The organism is Streptomyces sp. NPDC096311 (assembly GCF_044763085.1).
Classification (GTDB): Bacteria; Actinomycetota; Actinomycetes; order Streptomycetales; family Streptomycetaceae; genus Streptomyces.
This window is the reverse complement of record NZ_JBIWFN010000017.1, coordinates 40,953-60,202: the sequence shown is the minus strand read 5'-3', so window position 1 is coordinate 60,202 and position 19,250 is coordinate 40,953. Positions and strand designations below refer to the sequence as shown.

Below are 19,250 nucleotides of genomic sequence, written 5' to 3'. Positions count from 1 at the left end.
GTGAAGATGGTGCGGGAAGGTGGTCCTGCTACCAGGTGTGGGTGGTCTTGGCGGCGGTCGAGACGGTGAACAGCTCCCCCACCGCGCGCACTTCGAACCCCCCGGACGACTCGCCCTGTTCGGCGGTGAGACCGCCGACGTAGAACGCGCTCTGGCAGGTGCCGCCGAGGAAGCGGCGCGTGCCGTCGGGGAGCGTCCGGTACAGCTCGTAGTGGCGTACTTCGCCGGGGGCGCCCTGCCAGGCGAAGCGCAGGTTGCCTCCGTCGGCGCCGGTGACGCGCAGGTCGGTGGGTGCGGCGGGGGTGAGCACGGCATCGCGGACCGCGAGCCGGCCGAGACGCCAGCGCACCGGACCACTGCTCGCCGTCAGCCGCACGCCCAGCGCATGCACGGTCCCGCTCAGTCCGGTCAGCCGTACGGTGGCGGTACCCCAGCCGTCCCCCGAGGACGTGACCGGGAAGTACGTGTACGGGGGCGCCCCGCCCGCCGCGCTCGGCTCGGCGATGGCGACGGCCAGCTCCACGTCGGCGGCGCCCGCGTCCGTGCGGTAGGTGAGCTCGACCACCGTGTCCGCGGTGAGCGCCAGCCTCGTCGCGTACAGGTCCAGCGTGGTGGGTGCGTCGAGGGCGCCGTCGACGAGCAGGCTGCTTCCGCCCCGCCAGGCGTCCGCGAAGTCGAAGGTGACGGCGGGGCGCTGTCCGTTCGTCCGCACGACCCAGCGGCGGGAGGGCAGCCGGTCCTGGAGGCCGAGATGGTTCCAGGCCTGGTCCGAGGTGGCCTCGCCGTCCTCGTACCACTTCAGCCCGTGACCGGTGTTGAAGACGGTCGCGAAGGGAAGCGAGGCGACGGTCGAGCGGTCGGCGACGGAGACGGCCGGGGCGCGCCAGCTCGCGTTCGTGCCGGGCTTGGAGGGATCGAGGGACGAGCCGGTCCAGAACAGGTCGTCGGCGGCGTGGAAGTCGCCGGGGGTCCGGCTCGCGGGCAGGTGGTTGCGGGTCCACTCGGGCCGGTAGAAGCCGAGCGAGGTGACGTGGGCCTTGGCGCTCGGCACGATGGCGTCCCAATTCACGGACGCGCCGGTGCCGTTGGCTTCGACGTCGACGCCCGCCCACAACTCGTAGGGACTGCGCCCGAGTTGCCGGGCCGTCGTCGCGGAGGAGGCCAGGCCGCTCTGCGACCAGCGGAAGTCGACGAACAGGGAGTCGGCGGCCTGGAAGAACGTCTTGTTCTGGTTGTTCAGGGCGCCCTGCCAGCTCACCGAGCCGCTCACCGTCATCGCGTCGTACCAGGTGACGCGCTGCCCCTGAGCCGTTCCGAGCGTCTTCAGTTCGTTCATGAAGCCGAGCATGTCGGTGGCGAGCGCGGTGTTCCCACCGCTGGTCTCCGCGTTGATGAACCAGCCGTCGAAGCCGTACGCCGCCGCCACCGCGACGAGGCGCGCGGCGAGGGGGTAGTGCCCGGTGGAGTCCTTCTGCACCAGGTCGCGGGTCCACTGAAGCTGTCCGCCGTAGGCGACGGGCGGCAGGAAGACGTTGCCGAGGACGGGCACGCCGTGCCGGTGGGCCGCGTCGACGATCGGGGCGTTCGGCGCGAGGATCAGGCCCTCGCCCGCCGAGCCGCCCCAGAAGACGAGTTCGTCCAGGTACGCCCAGTGGGTGAGCGCGTAGTAGTCGGCGGTGGCGGCCCCCTGCGAGGGGTTGCTCGACGTGGGGCCGAAGGAGACGAGGGACTGGATACGGGCCTGGCCGCTGCGGGCCGTCGTGTTGGCCGGCATCGGTGTGAAGCGCGCGGCGAGCGGCACGGTCGAGGCGTTGAACGCCAGGTCGGCGTCAGTGGCGGCGCTCCATGCCTTGAGACTGCGCCAGGTGATGCCGGTGCCGGGAGTGCCCGAGGGCAGCGAGTCGGGGTACCAGTAGGAGGCGTACGGCGGTGCCGCGGTCGCGGCGGCCCCGGTCTCCGCGACCGCGGGCAGGGCGGGCAGGGCGGGCAGGGCGGGCAGCAGCGCGGCGGCCGCCCCGGCGAGCAGGACGGTGCGTCTGGTGGGGTTCACGAGCGGGTTTCTCCTTGTGGGATGGGGAGTACCTGATCGGGACTGACGACTTCGGTGATGCCGCGCGCGGCGAGGTGTTCCTTGTCGTCCGCGCGCGCGTCGAGGACGGTGGTGGGTCGGGCGCCGTCGGCGGTGAGCCGGAAGAACGCCTCGAAGACGGGGCCGCCCGGGGCGCAGCGCGAGCGGACGGCGGGGTCGGCGGGGACGATCAGCGCCGTGCTGCGGGGGGCGGGCGTGTGGTGGTGCTCGCGGGCGGCGCGGGCCAGCGTCCGCGCGCTGTCCTTTGGGCGCCGGTCGTTGGTCAACAGGCCGAGCCCGTATTCGAGTTCGGGGAAGTCGGCGAGGTCGCGGGAGACGTCGTGGGAGCACCACCAGGTGATGCCCCACAGGTCGGGACAGTCCAGCGCCGCCGCGACGGTGGCCTCGGTGAAGGCCGCGGCGTGCTCGGGCGGGATCAGGGGGGCGGGTGCGCCGACCTCCTGGAGCCAGACGGGCCGGTGCGGGTCGTCGGCCCAGGCCTTGCTCAGCTCGACCAGATACGCGGCGTGGTGTTCGGTCGGCACGGAGGTACGGCCGTGCCGCTGAGCGGTGCCGTTGAAGACCCAGGAATGTACGGCCGTGACGGCGCCGCGCCGGGCCGCCTGGCCCGGGGTGAACGGCATGTCGTCCTGGTACCAGGTGGCGTCGTACTCGGCGTGCAGATGCAGCCTGCCGGGGGCGCCCTCCTCGCAGGCGGCGAGCATCCGCTCCAGCCAGTCGTCGATCTGGGCGCTGCTCGCCCGGTCGGGGTCCGGATGGGGCGGCCCCGCCGAGAACTGGTTGACCTCGTTGCCGAGCGTCATGCCGATGAAGTGCGGGTGGTCGGCGAGGGCCGCGGCGAGCGTACGCAGATAGGCCGCCTGGCCGTCGAGGACCTCCGGGTCGGTGAACAGGTTGCGCCGGTGCCAGGTCCGCGTCCACGCGGGCAGGAAGTCGAAGCTCGACAGGTGCCCCTGCAGGCCGTCCACGGTGACGTCGAGCCCGCGTTCTCCGGCCGCGTCGACGAGCTGGAGCAGCTGCTCGACGGCGCGCGGGCGGATCAGCGCGCGGTTGGGCTGGAAGTAGGGCCACAGCGGGAAGACCCGGATGTGGTCGAGGCCCAGCGCGGCGATGGAGTCGAGGTCGGCGCGTACGGAGTCGAGGTCGAAGTCGAGCCAGTGGTGGAACCACCCTTCGCTGGGCGTGTAGTTGACGCCGAAGCGCACGGCAGAAGGCATGCAGGATCCTTGCGAAGCGAATCGGGACGGCGGGAGGTCAGCCCTTGACGGCGCCCTCCCCCACCCCGCGGAAGAAGTACCGCTGGAGGCAGGCGAAGAGGGCGATGAGCGGTGCCACGGCGATGATCGTGCCCGCGGCGACGAGCCGTTCGTCGCCTGCGAAAGTGCCGTGCAGATAGTTGAGGCCGATGGTGAGGGTGAACTTCGAGGGATCGCTGAGCACGATGAGCGGCCACAGGAAGTCGTCCCAGGCGCCCATGAAGGCGAAGATCGCGACGACGGCGAGCGTGCCCTTCACCGAGGGCAGCGCGATCCGCAGGAACCGCTGCCAGGTGTTGGCGCCGTCCACGAAGGCCGCCTCCTCGATCTCGTACGGCAGATTGAGAAAGGCGCCTCGCATCAGCAGGACGTTCATCGCGGCGATGCTGCCGGGCAGGACGACCCCGATGAGCGTGTTGTTCAGGCCGAGTTCTCGCATGGTGGTGAACTGGGCGATGATGATGCCCTCGACGGGGACCAGCATCGCGAGGATGAAGACGAGGGTCGCCACGCGTCGGCCGCGGTAGCGCAGGCGGGCCAGGGCGTAGCCGGCGAGGGCCGAACCCACGCAGTTCGTGACGACGCCTGCGCCCGCGACCTTCAGGGAGTTGAAGGCGTAGTCCCAGACGGGGATGGTGTCGGCCACCCGCTTGTAGTTGTGCAGCGTGGGATCGCCCGGCAGGAACTTCGGCGGTGAGCTGAAGATGTCCTCGGTCGGGCCCTTGAGCGAGGTGGACAGCTGCCACAGGAACGGGCCGACGGTCAGGGCGAGGACGGCGATCAACAGCAGGTAGCGCAGGGCGAGTTCCCAACCGCGGACACGGCGGCCGTGCTCGTCGGTGATACGGCGGCGCCGGGGCCCGCGCTCGGCCGGCGCACGCCGCTCGACGTCGCGCTCCTTCTCCAGCACGCTCACGCGTCCTCCTTCCGGCACGCTCACGCGTCCTCCATCCCGCACGCTCACACGTCCTCCTTGCGGTCGGCGCGCAGCACGAGCAGCATCAGCGCGACGGTGACGACGAAGACGACGACCGAGATGGCGGAGGCGTAGCCGACGCGGCCGGTCAGTCCGGTGCCGGTGCGCTGGACGAGCATGACAAGGGTGGTGTCCTCGCCCGCCGGGCCGCCGTCGGGGCCCGCCATCAGGTACACCTCGGAGAACACCTTGAAGGCGGCGACCGAGGAGAGCGCGGCGACCAGCACCATGGTGGAGCGGACGGCGGGCACGGTGACCGTGAAGAAGCGGCGGACCGCGCCCGCGCCGTCGACCGAAGCGGCCTCGTGCAGCTCGCGTGGCACATGGGCGAGCGCGGCGAGATAGATGATCATGTAGTAGCCGAGGCCCTTCCAGACCGTGACGGCCATGGCGCTCAGCAGGAGCAGCCACTGGTCGCTGAGGAAGCCGACCCTGCCGACGCCGATCGACTCCAACAGCGAGTTCACCAGGCCGCGTTCGTCCAGGAGCCACACCCAGATCAGGCCGACCACGACGATGGACGCGACCACCGGGGTGTAGAAGGCCGACCGGAAGAAGGTGATGCCGGGGATGTTCTTCTGGACCAGCAGCGCGAGCAGCAACGGCAGCAGGACGAGCGCGGGGACGACCCCGAGGACGTACAGCGTGCTGTTGCGCAGCCCGATCCAGAACATGTCGTCGTGCAGCAGCTCGCGGAAGTTGGCGAGGCCCACGAACGATCCCGGCGTCAGGGTGCGGCGGTCGGTGAAGGCGTTGACGATGGTCGAGACGAACGGATAGAGGATGAACACGCCCACGACCAGGAGGCCGGGAGCGGCGAACAGCCAGGGGCTGGCCGGCAGTTGGCGCCGTACCCGGACAGTGCTGGAGGAACTCGCCATGGCTGCGCTCAGCCCTGCTGCTTGAGCAGCGTGTCGCAGGCCTTGACAGCGTTGTCAAGAGCCGTCTTGGGGCTCTCCTTGCCCTGCAGGGCCTTCGCGACCTCGTTGCGCAGCGCGGTCTTCATCTGCTCGCTGAAGAGGACCGGCGTGTAGTTGACCGCGTTCTTCAGGGACTTGGCGGCGGCTATCCGCACGCGGGTCTCGTCGGTGCCGTCCTCCTTGGTGAAGTACGGGTCGTCGAGCGAGCCCGCGGTGCTCGGGAAGATCGCGACCTTCTTGGCGAAGGACATCTGGTTCTGCGCGTCGGTGACGAAGTGCGCGAAGGCGACCGAGGCGGGAGTGCGCTTGGTGCGCGAGTTGACCATCACGCCCATCACGTACATGTTCACCTTGCCGGTGCTGGTGATCTGGTCCGTGATGCCGATGTTCTTGTAGAGGTTCGGGGCCTGCTTCTTGAAGTTGCCGAGGTCCAGGGCGCTGCCCGGGTTCATGGCGACGGCCCCGGTGAGGAACTTCTTGCCCGAGGACTCCGGGGTCGCGGTCAGCGCCTGCGGGTCGAGCGCCTTCGCGTCGTACAACTCCTTGTACTTGGTGAGGAGTTCGACTCCCTTGGCGTCGTTGAAGGCGAAGGCGTTGCCTTCCTGGTTCATCAGCTCGACGCCGTAGCGGCCGAAGTCCTCGATGGTGGGCACGTTGGCGAGCGTGGCGACCTTGCCGTCGCTCTTCTTCGCCAGCTGCAGGGCGTCGGCGAAGAGTTCGTCGTACGTCGTCGGCGGCTTGGAGGCGTCGAGGCCGGCCTCCTTGAACAGGGACTTGTTGTAGAAGAGCGGGCCGGTGTTGAGATACCAGGGGAAGGCGTACGTGCCGGGCATGCCCGGTATCTGGTGGCTGGCCCAGGCGCCGTCCAGGTACTCCTTCTTGTACTGCGCGGCGGACTTGTCGAGGTCGAGGGCGAGGCCCGCCTTGGCGAGCGGGGCGACGAGGTCCGGCGAGACGTTGACGACGTCGGGCAGGGTGCCGCCGGCCGCGTCCGCGCTGATCTTGTCGGCGTAGCCCTCGGCGGGCTGGTCGACCCACTTCACATGGGTGCCGGGGTACTTCTTCTCGAAGTCGGCGATCACGCCCTCGAAGTACGACTTGAAGTTGGCCCTCAGGTTCCAGGTCTGGAAGGTGATGTCGCCCTCGACCTTGCCGGAGGCGTCCGCCTGGCCACTGCCGTCACTCCCGGAGCCGCAGGCGCTCAGCGGCAGGAGGACGGCGATGGTGGCAGCGGCGGCGAGAGCTCTGCGGGAGATGCGCACGGATGGGGCTCCTCTTGCAGCAGGGGTAACGGTGCCGGGGCAGACCTTGCAGCCAACTCGCCGGGCACGTCAATGGATTTGGCTCAGCTAAATTCATTAGTTCCACAACATGGCTGGTCACAGACGTTCTGGCAGCCTCTTGCAATCGATCACTAATGCGCTTTAGATTGCCTCAGCTCAAGCGCATTAGTACACCAGCTCAGCAGAACGGGGAACAGGGTTGCCAGCCAAGCGGTCTCCCGCGCGCCGACCGACGATGAAGGACATCGCACAGCGCGCCGGGGTCTCCGAGAGCGCGGTCTCCTTCGCGCTCAACGACCGGCCCGGGGTCTCCGAGATCACCCGCGACCGGGTCCGTCGCGTGGCCGAACAGCTTGGCTGGCGGCCGAGTACGGCGGCGCGCCAGCTGTCCGGCGAGGGCGCGGCGACGGTCGGTCTCGTGGTGGCCCGTCCCGCCGACACCCTGGGGGTGGACTCGTTCTTCCTGCAGCTGATCTCCGGCATCCAGGAGGTACTGGCCGAGCGTCATCTCGGCCTGCTCTTCCAGGTGGTGGAGGACGTGGCCGACGAGTGCGGGGTCTATCGGCGCTGGTGGGCCGAGCACCGCGTGGACGGAGTCATGGTCGTCGACCCGCGGACCGACGATCCGCGTCCGGACCTCCTCGAGGAGCTGGGTCTGCCCGCCGTGGTGATCGGCGGCGTTCCGGACGCGGGGCACCCGGGGATCTCCACCGTCTGGGCGGACGACGCGGGCGCGATGGCCGCGCTGGTGGACGAGCTGTACGCGCTCGGCCACCGCCGGATCGTGCACATCGCGGGCCTGCCGGGGCTCGCCCACACCGAGCGCCGGATCCGCACCCTGCGCGCGGAGGCCGAGCGGCGGGGTCTGACGGAGGTGCGCTCGGTCCCCACGGACTACTCGGACGCGGAGGGCGCCGCCGTCACCCGCCGCGTCCTGGAGAGCGGCACCCCGCCGACCGCGCTGGTCTACGACAACGACGTGATGGCCGTCGCCGGCGTCGCCGCCGCCACGGAACTCGGCTTCCTGGTGCCGCGCGACGTCTCGGTCGTCGCCTGGGAGGACTCGCCCCTGTGCCGCATGGTCAAACCCTGGCTGTCCGCCCTCTCCCGCGACACCGTCCAGTTCGGCCGCACGGCCGCCCAGGAACTCACCGCACTACTGGACGGCGGTCCGGCCCGGACGGTGCAGGTACCGGTGCCGCGGCTGATCGAACGGGAGAGTACGGGGCCCTGCGGGGCTTGAGAGGGTGAAGGACGGGCGCGGAGCCAAAGACGGTGGGAGGTGGACGCCGTGCGGGGCATCCACCTCCCGTACGTGTCAGATCCGTGAGCGATACAGCGCGAACTCCGCGATCCGCGCGGTCTGCCGTGACCGCGTCACCCGAAGGCGCCAGTGGCGGGCCCGTACGGGCACCGCGAGCAGCAGGATCCGGCTCGCTCCGATCGTGCCCGCCCCGGCCACCCGGCTCCAGGCGCCCGCTCCGTACGCCTCGACCACGAAGCTCTCCACCTGCTGGCCGTGCCGGATGTCCTCGGCGAGCCGGATCCGGTCCACCTCGCCTTCCGTACCGAGGTCGACGGTGAAGACCCCTGGGGAGGAGCGGACCACGGCCCCGCGCCCCAGGTCCTCCGGCAGCTCCCGGTCCACACGTTCGCGGAACTCGCGCAGCCGCACCACGTCGGCGGCCGGCAGCAAGCCCTGTGTGTCGGGTGGGATGTTGAGCAGCAGCACCGAGTTGCGGCCGACCGAGCGGAAGTATATGTCGGTCAACTCGTCCACGCTCTTGGGCTGTTGGTCGGCGTGGTAGAACCAGCCGTCACGGATGGAGACATCGCACTCGGCCGGCCACCACTGCAGGTGGTCGGCCACCGGCCGGGCCGCCACCAGCGCGGCCCTGCTGCCCTCGTCGGGTGCGTCGTAGGCCAGCGCGTAGTCCGTGCGGCCGTTGTCCTTCTCCGTGACCGGTACGACGCTCCACTCGTCCTCGCGGGCGAGCCCACCCTCGTTGCCGACCCAGCGCACATCGGGCCCGGACACGGCGATCGAGGCGTCGGGGGCGAGGGCCCGGACCAGCGCGTACCAGCTGTCCCAGTCGTACTTCTCGACCTTGTCGGGCGGAATGCGGCCCTGTGCGCCGTCGAACCACACCTCGTCGACGGGTCCGTACTCGGTGAGCACTTCGTAGAGCTGGTTGAGCATATGGGCGCCGTAGTCGGTGGCGTCCAGCGTGAACGTCCTCGGGTTCGTACGGTCGTCGCCGTCGACGAGCGTCGGGATGATGCGCTGTGTGCGCGCGCTGCCGTTGGCGTACACGCCGTGCAGGTACTGGTTCTCGTCGGCCGGTGAGATGTAGACGCCGACCTTGATCCCGTGGCGGCGCATCGAGTCGGCGAAGGAGCGCAGCACGTCGCCCCGCCCGTCGCGCCAACTGCTCGACGCCACCGAGTGGTCGGTGTAGCGCGACGGGTGGAGGACGAACCCGTCGTGGTGCTTGACGGTGAGGATGGCGAGCTCGAAGCCGCCGTCGCGCAGGGCGCGGGCCCACTGGTCGGTGTCGAGCCCGACGGGCTGGAAGACGTCCGGGTCCTCGTCGCCGGTGCCCCATTCCAGACCGGTGAAGGTGTTCACGCCGAAGTGCAGGAAGGCGGTGCGTCCGAGGTTCTGCCAGGCGATCTGCCGTGCGGTGGGCCGGACTTGGGAGGCCTTGCGGACCAGGTCGTCCTCGGTGTCGGTGGGGCTGACGGGGATGCGGGAGGGAGCTTCGCCGGGGGCCGCGAGGGCGACGGATGTGCCGGTGGACACGACGAGGGCGGTGGATGCCAGGACGAAGAGGCGTCTGGAGATGGCCATGGGGGTGGGGTCTCCTCACATCAGTGGACGGTCAACTGCCAGACGGACGGTGGCTCTTGGTCCGGCGGGTACTGGAGGAGCCGCCCCGCGTCCGTCACGTGCACCGCCATCCGTGTGATCGCGTTGACGAGCCGGTATCCGCCGCCGCGCACCGGGTCCAGCTCCCAGCGCTGCAAGGTGTCCGCGGCGACGCACGGCGATTCGGTCACCTCGACACCGGGGTCCAGGGGCACGTTCAGCGTGAGCTTTCCGCCGCTCACCTCCAGACAGCCGCCGGTCGTCGTGGACCGCAGGGTCACATAGCCGTCCGCGGTCCGCCGGACCTGGAGATCGGCGGTCGCGGCCCCTCCGCGGAAGGTGTACGTCCCCTCGGCCACCGGCACGCGGGTCAGGTCCCGCCACCCGGGCGCGTGCCCCACGGCCGCACCGCGCGCGGTGAACTCGGCGTACGTCGGGTCGGGGTGCGCCGAGCCCCAGGTGACCTGGGCGATGTGCCGCAGGGCCGGGTCCATGGCCGTCGCGACCTCGTTCTCGGTCTCCCCGCGCCCGTTGTCCGGCCAGAGGCTGATCTTCGCCCCGGTGACGCCCGCGCGTGAGGCGAGCTTCTCGCCCTCGAAACTGCGCGGGTCCCAGCTCTGGTCGTACAGCGCCTTCGTGTCGGTGTGGAAGCCGCCGCGGACGAGGTAGAGGGAGTACGCGGCGTTCATCAACGGATAGCCCTGGGCGATGAGCCGGCTCGGTTTCGTCGCCACGTTCAGCCAGTGCTCGACCGTGGTACCGGTCGTGACGGGCACGGTGTTGGCGCCGGTGAGACCGTCGTTCCAGATGCGCAGCTTCTTGCCCTTGGCCGCCGCGTAGGCCTGGACGCGGTTGACGAAGTCGATGAACGCGTCCTGCGGCGTGGCGTTCGCGCCGTAGCTGGCCCGTGCGTAGGCGAGGATCTGCGGGTACTTGGCGAAGTCGGAGCCGAGCATGTACTCGTCGGCGCCCATGTGCCAGGACCCGGACGTGAACACCTGCGCGTACTCGTCGATCAGGCTCGTGTAGTACGTGAAGGCCGCGTCCTGTGTGATGTCGAGCCGGGCGGGCTGCTTCACGCCGTCGGCGTCGGTGAGCTGGAGGTCCGGGCGGTTCTGGATCCAGGGGTCCATGTGCCCGGGCGAGTTGATCTCCGGGATGATCTCGACGTGGTACTTCTTGCCGAGGGCCACGAGCCGGCGTATCTCGTCCTTCGTGTAGTAGCCCCAGGCGTTGGCCTCGGGGTGGGCGTCGCTCTTCACCTTCAGTTCGAGCAGTAGCTGGTTGAGCTTGTGGTACGCCATGTCGCGCACCAGGTTCTCCAGCCAGGCCGTGGAGATGTGGACGTAGCAGGCGCAGACGCCGACACCCCGTTCCTTGTACTGGGGCACGTCGACCGTGCTCCCGGCGGGCACGCGGTCGCTCTGGGCGAGGAGTTGGAGGAGGGTGCGGGTGCCGTAGAACGCACCGGTCTCGGCGGCGGCGGTCACCAGCAGGCTTTTGCCCGCGCGCAGTTCGTATCCCTCCGTGCCGAGCCGCGACGAGGAGGGGTCGACGCCGATCACGATGTCACCCGCGTGCGCGCCCTGCCGTACGACGGGAACGGTGCCGTGGCCCGCCGCGCGCAGATCGTCGGCGAGAGTGTCCGCGACCCGGCGTGCCGCGGGGTCGCGCGCGACGATGCGCGAGCCGGGACCGAAAGAGTAACTCCCTTGTTCCGGTGTCCAGTTGGCGAGGGCGGGGACCGTGACGGGAGGCACCGCGGCCGCCGGCACCTCCGCTGTGCGCGCCAGCGCCGGGACCGGTGTGGCGAGCGTCAGCAGCAGCGCCACCACGCAGCCGACGGCCCTCCGGGTCCACCTGCTCCGCGCGGGCCGTGCGGCGCGTCGGTCAGCCATGCCATTCCACCTTGAACACCCACACGTACTGCCCCGCCCTGCGGGCCGCTTCCGGCACGTCGACGACCAGCGACCCGCCGCTCACCGTCCAGGTCAGCGGCCGGTCGTGACCGAGCATCGTCACCTTGTCCCCGCCGCGGATCGGCACCGGCGCCTCGACGGTCAGTGTGGCGCCGGGCTCGGTCAGCGCGTGGATGTAGAACGCCTCGTTCTGCCGGACCGTGAACCGCAGGTCCTCGCCGAGCTGCGCCATCCGTGACCAGTACGTGGTGTCGTAGATCGCCTCGCCGTTGGTCCTGAGCCAGCGGCCGGTCTCGCGCAGCCGGGTCTGCATGATCTCCGGGATGGTGCCGTCCGCGCGGGGGCCGATGTCCAGCAGGAAGTTGCCGTTCTTCGACACGATGTCGACCAGGCTGTGGACGACCTCCTCGGCGGTCATGTAGGCGGCGTCGGGCGTCGCCTTGTTGTAGCCGTAGCTGAAGGGGTCGAGTCCCCGGCTCGACTCCCACTTCGCGACGACGGTGTTCTCGTACGTCGTGTACTCGGGGGTGGTGAAGTCGTGGAAGCCGATGCCCGAGCGGTTGTTGACGGTCACCTCGTACGGCTTGGGTCTGTTCTTGCCGTGGTTGAAGTACTCGGCGAGGACATGGAGGCTGTCGTTCGCGCCGCCGATGTCGCACCAGATGAGTGACGGGTCGTAGCCGTGGATCAGTTCCAGCATCTGCGGGGCCTGATAGTCCTTCACATAGTCCTTGCCCGCCGTGTATCCCGTGTACGGGAGCGGCTCCAGGGTGTACGGGTTGCGCGGGGCGTGGCCCATCCACGGGTTGTCGGGGTTGAACCACTCGGGCATGGAGAAGTACAGGCCGCGGTGCAGCTCGGGCGTGAACTTCTTCGAGGCGTCAAAGAGTTCGCGGATCAGATCGCGCTTGGGGCCCATCTTCACGGCGTTGCGGTCGGAGACCTTGGTGTCCCACAGGGCGAAGCCCTCGTGGTGCTTGGAGGTGAGCACGTGGTACTGGGCTCCCGCGTCACGGAAGAGTTCCACCCAGGCCCGGGGGTCGAACCTCGCCGCCGTGAACATCGGGATGAAGTCGTCGTAGGCGAAGTTCTCGCCGTATGTGTCCCGGTGGTAGGCGTACACCGCGTTGTCCGGGCTCTGCAGGTGGTTCCAGTACCACTCGGCGTACTGCTTGCCGACCGGAGACCAGGCCGGCACCGAGTAGACACCCCAGTGGATGAAGATGCCGAACTTGGCGCGGTGGAACCAGTACGGGGCCTGGTGGCCGGCGAGAGAGCTCTCGGTGGGCTGGTAGTCGGGCACGCCGAGGGTCAACTCGCGTCCGGTGGAGGTGACGTGCTGCCCGCGTCCGGTGACGGTCACCTTTCCGGGCCGCGCGGTGCCCGGTGCCGTGCCCACACGGTTGCGGATGCCGACCCGGACGCGCGCCTGCTCGCCGGGGTCGAGGCGGATGACGTGTGCGGGCTCGACGGTGCGGGCGCCCGGCACGTCGACGCCGACCGACACCCGGTCACCGGCGAGGACGGCGACCGTGCCCGCGTTGACGACCGTGGCCTCCACGCTCTGCGCGCCGCTCGACTCCAGCAGGGAGAGGGTGGAGTGCGCGTCCCGCAGGGTCAACGCCCGTCCCTGGGCGGCCGGTTGGAGGGAGAGGGCGAACACGTGGAGGGAGGCTTTGCCGGCCTCGGCGGGGTTGGTGGTCGGCAGGGTGAGGGCGACCGCCTCGCGCTGCGGGTCGATCCAGACCTCGGCGGTGCCGATCCCCACACCGTGCTCGTCCTTCGTGCCGTCCGGCCGGTAGCGGTACGGGGCCGACAGTGACCCGCCGGTCGCGTACCAGTCCGCGCCGCCGAGCCCGGCGGTGGTCGTCGAGCCGTCGGCGTAGTGCACGGTGGCACGGCCCGAGGCGTCCCCGTAGCTGCCCGCGGTGAGGAAGTGGGCCGAGAGGTAGCGCCCGCTCGGGAGGTCGATGCGCTGGCCGAGGGCCACCACGTTGTTCCGGGCGCCCGCGGCGGCGGAGGGGAAGACGAACGCGATGCCGTCCACCTCGACGGGGCCCGCCGGGAGCTCCTCGCCGGGGAACGTGTACCCCGAGCCGTCGAAGCTGCCGCCGGGGGCGGCCACCGTGTCGATGCCGTCGTTGTCGGTGTACGCGTCGAGCGGCACGGGGATCGGGTCGGGGACGGGAACCCACTGACCGTGCTGCTCGACCGCCGGTCGCGCTTCGGCCGTGGCCGCGAGGGGAAGAGTGGCTGCGACGGCCACTCCGGCCGCGGCGCCCAGAACCTGACGTCTTGGATACGTGCTCATAGCGGCTCCAATTCATCGGATGTTTGATGATTGAGGCACCACCAGATCCTGTCAATGGGGCGAGCGGGTACGAAACTTGAGCAAGTGATCGGATGATCGGCGACCCTGCGGAGATACCGGACAAGCCTGAGCGCGAAAGTCCAGGAAGACCGATCCGCATGTCCAAGGGCGACGGCTCTCGACGCGGCACCCCGCCGCCGGGCACAGTGCTCCTCGTACTCGCCAGTACTCCCCTGTCCCCGAGGAGCACCCGTGACCAGCTGGGCCGGCCGGACCGCCACCGAGATCGCCACAGCCGTACGCGAGAAGCGGGCCACGCCCCGCGAGGTGGTGACCGACCACCTCGCGCGGATCGAGCGGCTCGACGCGCGCGTGGGTGCCTTCCGTGTCGTACGGGCCGAGGCGGCCCTCGCGGCGGCCGACGAGCTGGCCGGCCGCGCGGACCTGGCCGAACTCCCCCTCGCGGGGGTGCCCGTGGCCGTCAAGGACAACCTCGCGGTGCGCGGCGAGTCGAACCGCAACGGCTCCGCCGCGACCGCGGACACCCCCGCCGATCACGACCATCCGACGGTGGCGCGGCTGCGCGCGGCGGGCGCCGTGGTCGTGGGTCTCACCAACGTGCCCGAGCTCTGCGTCTTCGGCACCTCCGAGGGTGTCCACGGCACGGCCCGCAACCCCTGGGACACCTCGCGCACGGCGGGCGGCTCCTCGGGAGGCAGCGCGGCCGCGGTCGCCGCCGGGATGGTGCCGATCGCGCTGGGCAACGACGGGATGGGTTCGCTGCGCATCCCGGCCGCCAACTGCGGCATCGTCGGCCTCAAGCCGGGCCATGGCACGATCCCGGCGGGCATCGGTCACGGCGACTGGTTCGGCATGTCGGAGAACGGGCCGCTCGCGACCACGGTCGAGGACGCCCGCCTGATGTTCGCGGTCCTGTCGGACACCGAGGCGATACGCCCCTCGGGCAAGCTCGTCCGCAAGGTGGCCGTCTCCGTGCGCAGTCCGCTGGTCGGCGTGGGTGTCGGCCGCCCGTACGCGAACGCGGCCCGGGAGGCCGGGGAGTTGCTGGCCGGGGCGGGCCACGAGGTGCGGGCCGCCGACCCGCCGTACCCCTACTGGCTGGGCACCGCCGCGCTGATGCACTGGACGGCGGGCACCGCGGTGGACGCCGAGGACCTCGACCCGCGCCGGCTCGCCCGGCGGACTCGGGTGCACGCCGCCGTGGGGCGCCGCTTCGTGGCCGGGGTACGCACGGGTGAGCGCCGTGAGCAGCTGCGCGGGCGTCTGGATCCGTTCTTCGCGGAGCACGACGTGCTGCTCACCCCGGCACTGGCCCGGCGGGGGCCGGCCGCCGCACCGTGGCACGAGCGGGGCTGGCTGCGCAATGTGCTGGTCAACACCACCTACTCGCCGCTGACGCCACCGTGGAACCTCACCGGGTGGCCCGCGATGGCGGTGCCGTTCGGGACCCTGCCGAGCGGGGCACCGGCGGCCGTACAGCTGGTCGCACGCCCCGGATCCGAACTCGAACTCCTGGATATGGCGGGTCAGTTGGAGGAACTGCGGCCGTGGCGGCGGACGGCGCCGCTGGACTGAGGAGCGCGGTGACACCCCCCGGGGTGCGCGGGGACTTCACAGCGCCTTGTACATGATGTGCAGTCCCACCCACCCGTGCCGGGGGTGCTCGTAGGCGTCCGGCACGGTGCCGAGGATCGTGAAGCCGAGCGCGGTCCACAGCTTGACGGCGGGATTGGTCTCCACGACGGCGTTGAAGACCATGCCCCGGTAGCCGTCGGCCTTCGCCGCGACGAGGATGTGCTCGGCGAGCGCGCGCCCGATGCCGAGCCCGGCGTGGTCGGGGTCGACCATGAATCCGGCGCCCGCGACGCGGGCGGCGGGGCCGCCGTAGTTGGGGGTGACGTAGGCCGAGCCGACGACCGCTCCGGTGGCGTCCTCGGCGACGTACACATGCTTGCCCGGTGCCATCCACAGGGCCCGGGCCGCCTCCTCGGAGGTGCCCGGGTCCCAGGTGTAGGTCTCACCCGCGGCGACGATCCGGTGCCAGAAAGGCCAGATCCGCGGCCAGTCGTCGGCCGCTGCTTCTCTGATCAGCATGGACGTGAGTCCGGCACGCCCATGCCGTCAGCGATCGCGATGAGTCCCGCCGCGAGCGGTCAGTCCACGCTGGGCAGGATGTGGGGCTCGGCGAGGTCGTCCTCGTACCCCGCCAGGCGGATCGGGGCGGACCTGGCCCACACGTCGAGGCTGCCGAGCTTCTTCTCGGCCCGGCCTCCGCGCTCCGTGCGTTCCTTGGGGCGCTGATCGCGATTCGTCTTCTCCGGTGTCACCGCGCACTCCTTATGTGTCGGGTCACCCTCGGGACGTACAGGGCCAGTCTGCTTCCGGTCGCCTGACATCCCCTCGGGTCTGAGTCGAAGGCAGTTAAGGACGCGGTGGCGCCGGTAACTCGTGAGAGCAGTCCGTGGTGACCGGCTGTCCCGGGACGGACCTTGGGTGTGGGTGGAACCCCTGCAGGCTGTCCGTCCGGTACAGGGTAACCAAATGAGCGGGTGCCCGCTCGATGGGGCTGATAACACGAGGTAACCGTCTTGCGTCTATCAGCATGCATCGATCCTCGATCTGGGTCTATTTGATGATGTATCCCCCCTCGCACGCCACCCGTTCGACGTAGCGCCACACCTCCCGTGACCAGGACGGGAAGACTCAACCCGGCGTCCAGGCAGGGGTGATGGGCCGACCCGCGGAGCCCCGGCCTCCCCTTGGGACGGCCCTGCGAAGTCTTTGCGGAACCTTGAACCGGCACGACCCGCCCGCCCGCCCCGGGGGATCCCATACCCCTAGGGGGTATAGTCCCGCGTGAATCGGGGAAGCCGGACGGGAAAGAGTGAGGCCGATGCACGCGATCCTGCACGCACTGTCCATCACCGGGTCGATGACCTGGGAGATCACCTGGGCGCTGATCCTGGGATTCGGCCTCTCCGCCGTCGTCCAGGCCGTGGTGCGCCGCGCGACGATCGTGCGGCTGCTCGGTGACGACCGGCCGCGGACGCTCACGCTGGCCGCGGGGCTCGGCGCGGCGTCCTCGTCCTGTTCGTACGCGGCCGTCGCGCTGGCGCGCTCGCTGTTCCGCAAGGGCGCGAACTTCACCGCGGCGATGGCGTTCGAGATCGCCTCGACCAATCTGGTCGTCGAACTCGGCGTGATCCTGGCCCTGTTGATGGGCTGGCAGTTCACGGTCGCCGAGTTCGTCGGCGGCCCGATCATGATCGTAGTGCTGGCCGTGCTCTTCCGGATCTTTCTGCGCGAACGACTGCTGCGCGAGGCCCGGGAGCAGGCGGAGCGCGGGCTCGCCGGATCGATGGAAGGGCACGCCGCGATGGACATGTCGATCCAGACGGAGGGCTCGTTCGTGCGGCGGCTGCTCTCGCGCGACGGCTACACCTCTGTCGCACACGTGTTCGTCATGGAGTGGGCGGCGATCCTGCGCGACCTGGTGATCGGTCTGCTGATCGCGGGCGCGATCGCGGCCTGGGTGCCCGACGCGTTCTGGCAGTCCCTCTTCCTGGACGGCCATCCGCTCGCCGCGAGGCTGATCGGCCCCCTGATCGGCCCGCTCGTGGCGATCGCCTCGTTCGTCTGCTCCATCGGGAACGTGCCGCTGGCCGTCGTGCTGTGGAAGGGCGGGATCAGCTTCGGCGGTGTGGTCGCGTTCATCTTCGCCGACCTGCTGATCCTGCCGATCCTGAACATCTACCGGAAGTACTACGGACTCCGGATGACCGGCTTCCTCCTTGTCACCTTCTACGTCGCCATGGTGTTCGCCGGATACGTCGTGGAGTTCCTCTTCGGCGGCCTCGGGCTCATCCCCGACCAGGCCGACGCGACGATCCCCATGGAGGGTGTCTCCTGGAACTACACGACCTGGCTCAACATCGTCTTCCTGCTGCTGGCGGCGGCCCTGGTGTGGCGGTTCCTGCGCACGGGCGGCCAGGCGATGCTGCGGATGATGGGCGGGGCACCGGAGCCGGAGGGCCACGGGCACGGGACTGCGCGGGCGGAAGGCCACCACCACGGCGCACCCGCGCCGAGAGCCCACGGGCACGGGACTCCGGGGGCCGAGGGCCACGGGCACCACTGAACACGGCGCGCAGTTCAGATCCCGTTGGCCGATTCGCAAGGCAGCCATGATCTGCTGGCGCCCGGAAACGGCTTTTTCCCGCGGGAGGACTCGGGAGGACTGACGCATGGAGCTGCGCAGCGTCGAGGAGCTGATGGATCTGCTGCACGCCTGCCGGGGCGCCCGGGACACCCCGGGCCGTTGTGGCGGCCGAGTGGATCTGCACGACCACGCCCTACAGACCGCCGCGCTCCTGCGCCGAAGTCGTCCCGCGGACAAGGAACTCCAGGTGGCGGGCCTGGTCCACGCCGTAGGGCACCTGCTGCGGCCCGGCGACACGACCGGTCACGCCGACCTGGCGGCGGACCTGGTCCGGCCGCTGCTCGGCGAGCGGGTCTCCCGGCTCGTCGGTCTGCACGCCGGCGGATGGGCCGACGACGCGGACGCCGACGACGTGCTGAGCCTGCGCCACGCGGACGAGTCGGGCAGGGTCCCCGGTCTCGACGCCGGGGTCCTGGAGGACTGGCGCACGGTGCTGGAGCTGGTGGCGGCGCAGCACTCGCGACTCGGGGCTGTTGACTGACGGTCCGTCATGAGACGGTACGCGGATGACGACGCCGTACGGGCTTGAGGGCAGGAGCGCCATCGTCACCGGGGCCTCGCGCGGGATCGGTCTCGCCGTCGCCGAGGAGCTCTCCCGGGCGGGGGCGCGGGTGTGTGTGACGGCCCGGGACCCGGACGCGGTGGGCCGGGCCGCCGCGCGGCTCGGCGGCGTCGGGCTCGCGGGCTCGGTGGCCGATCCGGCGCATCTGCGAGAGCTGACCGAGCTGGCGCTGCGGGAATTCGGGCGCATCGACGTCGTGGTGAACAACGCCGCGACCAACCAGCCGTACGGCCCGCTCATGGACGCCGATCCGGACCGCTGGCGCGAGGCGTTCACGCTCAACGTGGAGGCCCCACTGCGGTTGGTGCAGTGTGCCTGGCGGGCCTGGATGGGCGAGCACGGCGGCACGGTCGTGAACGTGTGCACGGAGGGCGCCGGACATGTGGGGCCGAACGTGGGGGCGTACGGCACCAGCAAGGCGGCCCTCCTCCACCTCACCCAGCAGCTCGCCGGCGAACTCGCCCCGAAGGTGCGGGTGAACTCCGTCTCCCCGGGGCTCGTCCGCACCGAGATGGCCCGGTTCGTCTGGGAGAACGCCGAGGACGAGCTCGGCGCGGGGCTCCCGCTGGGCCGGATCGGCCGCCCCGAGGACATCGCGCGGGCGGTGGTCTGGCTGGCTTCGGACGCGGCCGGGTGGATCACGGGCGCCGATCTGCTGGTCGACGGTGGGACCCGGGTCCGGTCCGCTCACTCTCCCGCCGACACCGTCCACGAACGCCTGCGGACGCGCGCGCCCGACGCATAGCGGCCATGACGGCTCCCACCGGCTCCCACCAGTTCAGGCCCGGCTGCCGCCGGAGCCCCGCAGGTCGCCGTGCGTCTGCG

At 70.5% G+C, this 19,250-nt stretch carries 15 protein-coding genes; 5 read left to right on the top strand and 10 right to left on the bottom strand.

Features of this window, described 5'->3' with window-relative positions; translation table 11 throughout:
• Positions 1-28 precede the first annotated feature (28 nt).
• The 5 genes from ACIRA5_RS36135 to ACIRA5_RS36115 are packed head-to-tail and all read right to left on the bottom strand — an operon-like array spanning position 29 to position 6,503.
• Complete coding sequence (locus ACIRA5_RS36135; protein ID WP_403698224.1) at positions 29-2,050, bottom strand: endo-beta-N-acetylglucosaminidase; 2,022 nt, start codon at positions 2,048-2,050, stop codon at positions 29-31.
• Positions 2,047-3,306 (bottom strand): glycosyl hydrolase, encoded by a 1,260-nt coding sequence (locus ACIRA5_RS36130; RefSeq protein WP_403698222.1) that lies wholly within the window; start codon positions 3,304-3,306, stop codon positions 2,047-2,049. Before ACIRA5_RS36130 ends, ACIRA5_RS36135 begins: the two co-directional genes overlap by 4 nt.
• Before the next feature lie 37 nt (positions 3,307-3,343).
• Positions 3,344-4,261 carry a carbohydrate ABC transporter permease gene (locus ACIRA5_RS36125; RefSeq protein WP_403698220.1) on the bottom strand — a complete coding sequence of 306 codons (918 nt, stop codon included), beginning with the start codon at positions 4,259-4,261 and terminating at the stop codon, positions 3,344-3,346.
• A 44-nt stretch (positions 4,262-4,305) separates the two neighbouring features.
• A complete protein-coding gene (locus tag ACIRA5_RS36120; protein WP_403698219.1) occupies positions 4,306-5,202 on the bottom strand; it encodes a carbohydrate ABC transporter permease in 897 nt (298 codons plus the stop codon).
• 8 nt (positions 5,203-5,210) lie between these two features.
• Positions 5,211-6,503: an ABC transporter substrate-binding protein gene (locus ACIRA5_RS36115; RefSeq protein ID WP_403698218.1), complete on the bottom strand. Its 1,293-nt coding sequence runs from the start codon at positions 6,501-6,503 to the stop codon at positions 5,211-5,213.
• 220 nt (positions 6,504-6,723) lie between these two features.
• Between ACIRA5_RS36115 and ACIRA5_RS36110 the strand changes: the two genes are divergently transcribed.
• Complete coding sequence (locus ACIRA5_RS36110) at positions 6,724-7,767, top strand: LacI family DNA-binding transcriptional regulator (RefSeq protein ID WP_403698217.1); 1,044 nt, start codon at positions 6,724-6,726, stop codon at positions 7,765-7,767.
• A gap of 75 nt (positions 7,768-7,842) precedes the next feature.
• On the opposite strand, the gene ACIRA5_RS36105 is transcribed toward ACIRA5_RS36110, so the two are convergent.
• Genes ACIRA5_RS36105 through ACIRA5_RS36095 form a run of 3 tightly spaced genes read right to left on the bottom strand, consistent with a single transcriptional unit; the run spans position 7,843 to position 13,623 of the window.
• Complete coding sequence (locus tag ACIRA5_RS36105; protein ID WP_403698215.1) at positions 7,843-9,375, bottom strand: alpha-L-fucosidase; 1,533 nt, start codon at positions 9,373-9,375, stop codon at positions 7,843-7,845.
• Between the two features lie 20 nt (positions 9,376-9,395).
• Positions 9,396-11,291, bottom strand: a complete 1,896-nt coding sequence (locus ACIRA5_RS36100) for a family 20 glycosylhydrolase (protein ID WP_403698213.1) — start codon at positions 11,289-11,291, stop codon at positions 9,396-9,398.
• Entirely contained in the window at positions 11,284-13,623 is a 2,340-nt protein-coding gene (locus ACIRA5_RS36095; RefSeq protein ID WP_403698211.1) for an alpha-L-fucosidase, read from the bottom strand. Before ACIRA5_RS36095 ends, ACIRA5_RS36100 begins: the two co-directional genes overlap by 8 nt.
• Before the next feature lie 252 nt (positions 13,624-13,875).
• Here ACIRA5_RS36095 and ACIRA5_RS36090 point away from each other — a divergent pair, with 252 nt between their 5' ends.
• A complete protein-coding gene (locus tag ACIRA5_RS36090; RefSeq protein ID WP_403698210.1) occupies positions 13,876-15,219 on the top strand; it encodes an amidase in 1,344 nt (447 codons plus the stop codon).
• 36 nt (positions 15,220-15,255) lie between these two features.
• On the opposite strand, the gene ACIRA5_RS36085 is transcribed toward ACIRA5_RS36090, so the two are convergent.
• Positions 15,256-15,738, bottom strand: coding sequence for a GNAT family N-acetyltransferase (locus tag ACIRA5_RS36085; RefSeq protein WP_403698209.1), 483 nt, complete (start codon positions 15,736-15,738; stop codon positions 15,256-15,258).
• A 59-nt stretch (positions 15,739-15,797) separates the two neighbouring features.
• The gene (locus ACIRA5_RS36080; RefSeq protein WP_180292769.1) at positions 15,798-15,971 is read right to left on the bottom strand and encodes a hypothetical protein; all 174 of its coding nucleotides are present in this window, start codon (positions 15,969-15,971) and stop codon (positions 15,798-15,800) included.
• Between the two features lie 566 nt (positions 15,972-16,537).
• Between ACIRA5_RS36080 and ACIRA5_RS36075 the strand changes: the two genes are divergently transcribed.
• The 3 genes from ACIRA5_RS36075 (at position 16,538) to ACIRA5_RS36065 (ending at position 19,170) form a co-directional block, all read left to right on the top strand.
• On the top strand, positions 16,538-17,782 hold the full coding sequence (locus ACIRA5_RS36075; RefSeq protein WP_403698207.1) for a permease: 1,245 nt from the start codon (positions 16,538-16,540) through the stop codon (positions 17,780-17,782).
• A gap of 106 nt (positions 17,783-17,888) precedes the next feature.
• Complete coding sequence (locus ACIRA5_RS36070; RefSeq protein WP_403698205.1) at positions 17,889-18,344, top strand: hypothetical protein; 456 nt, start codon at positions 17,889-17,891, stop codon at positions 18,342-18,344.
• Positions 18,345-18,369: 25 nt separating this feature from the next.
• The gene (locus ACIRA5_RS36065; RefSeq protein ID WP_403698203.1) at positions 18,370-19,170 is read left to right on the top strand and encodes an SDR family oxidoreductase; all 801 of its coding nucleotides are present in this window, start codon (positions 18,370-18,372) and stop codon (positions 19,168-19,170) included.
• Positions 19,171-19,250: the final 80 nt, after the last annotated feature.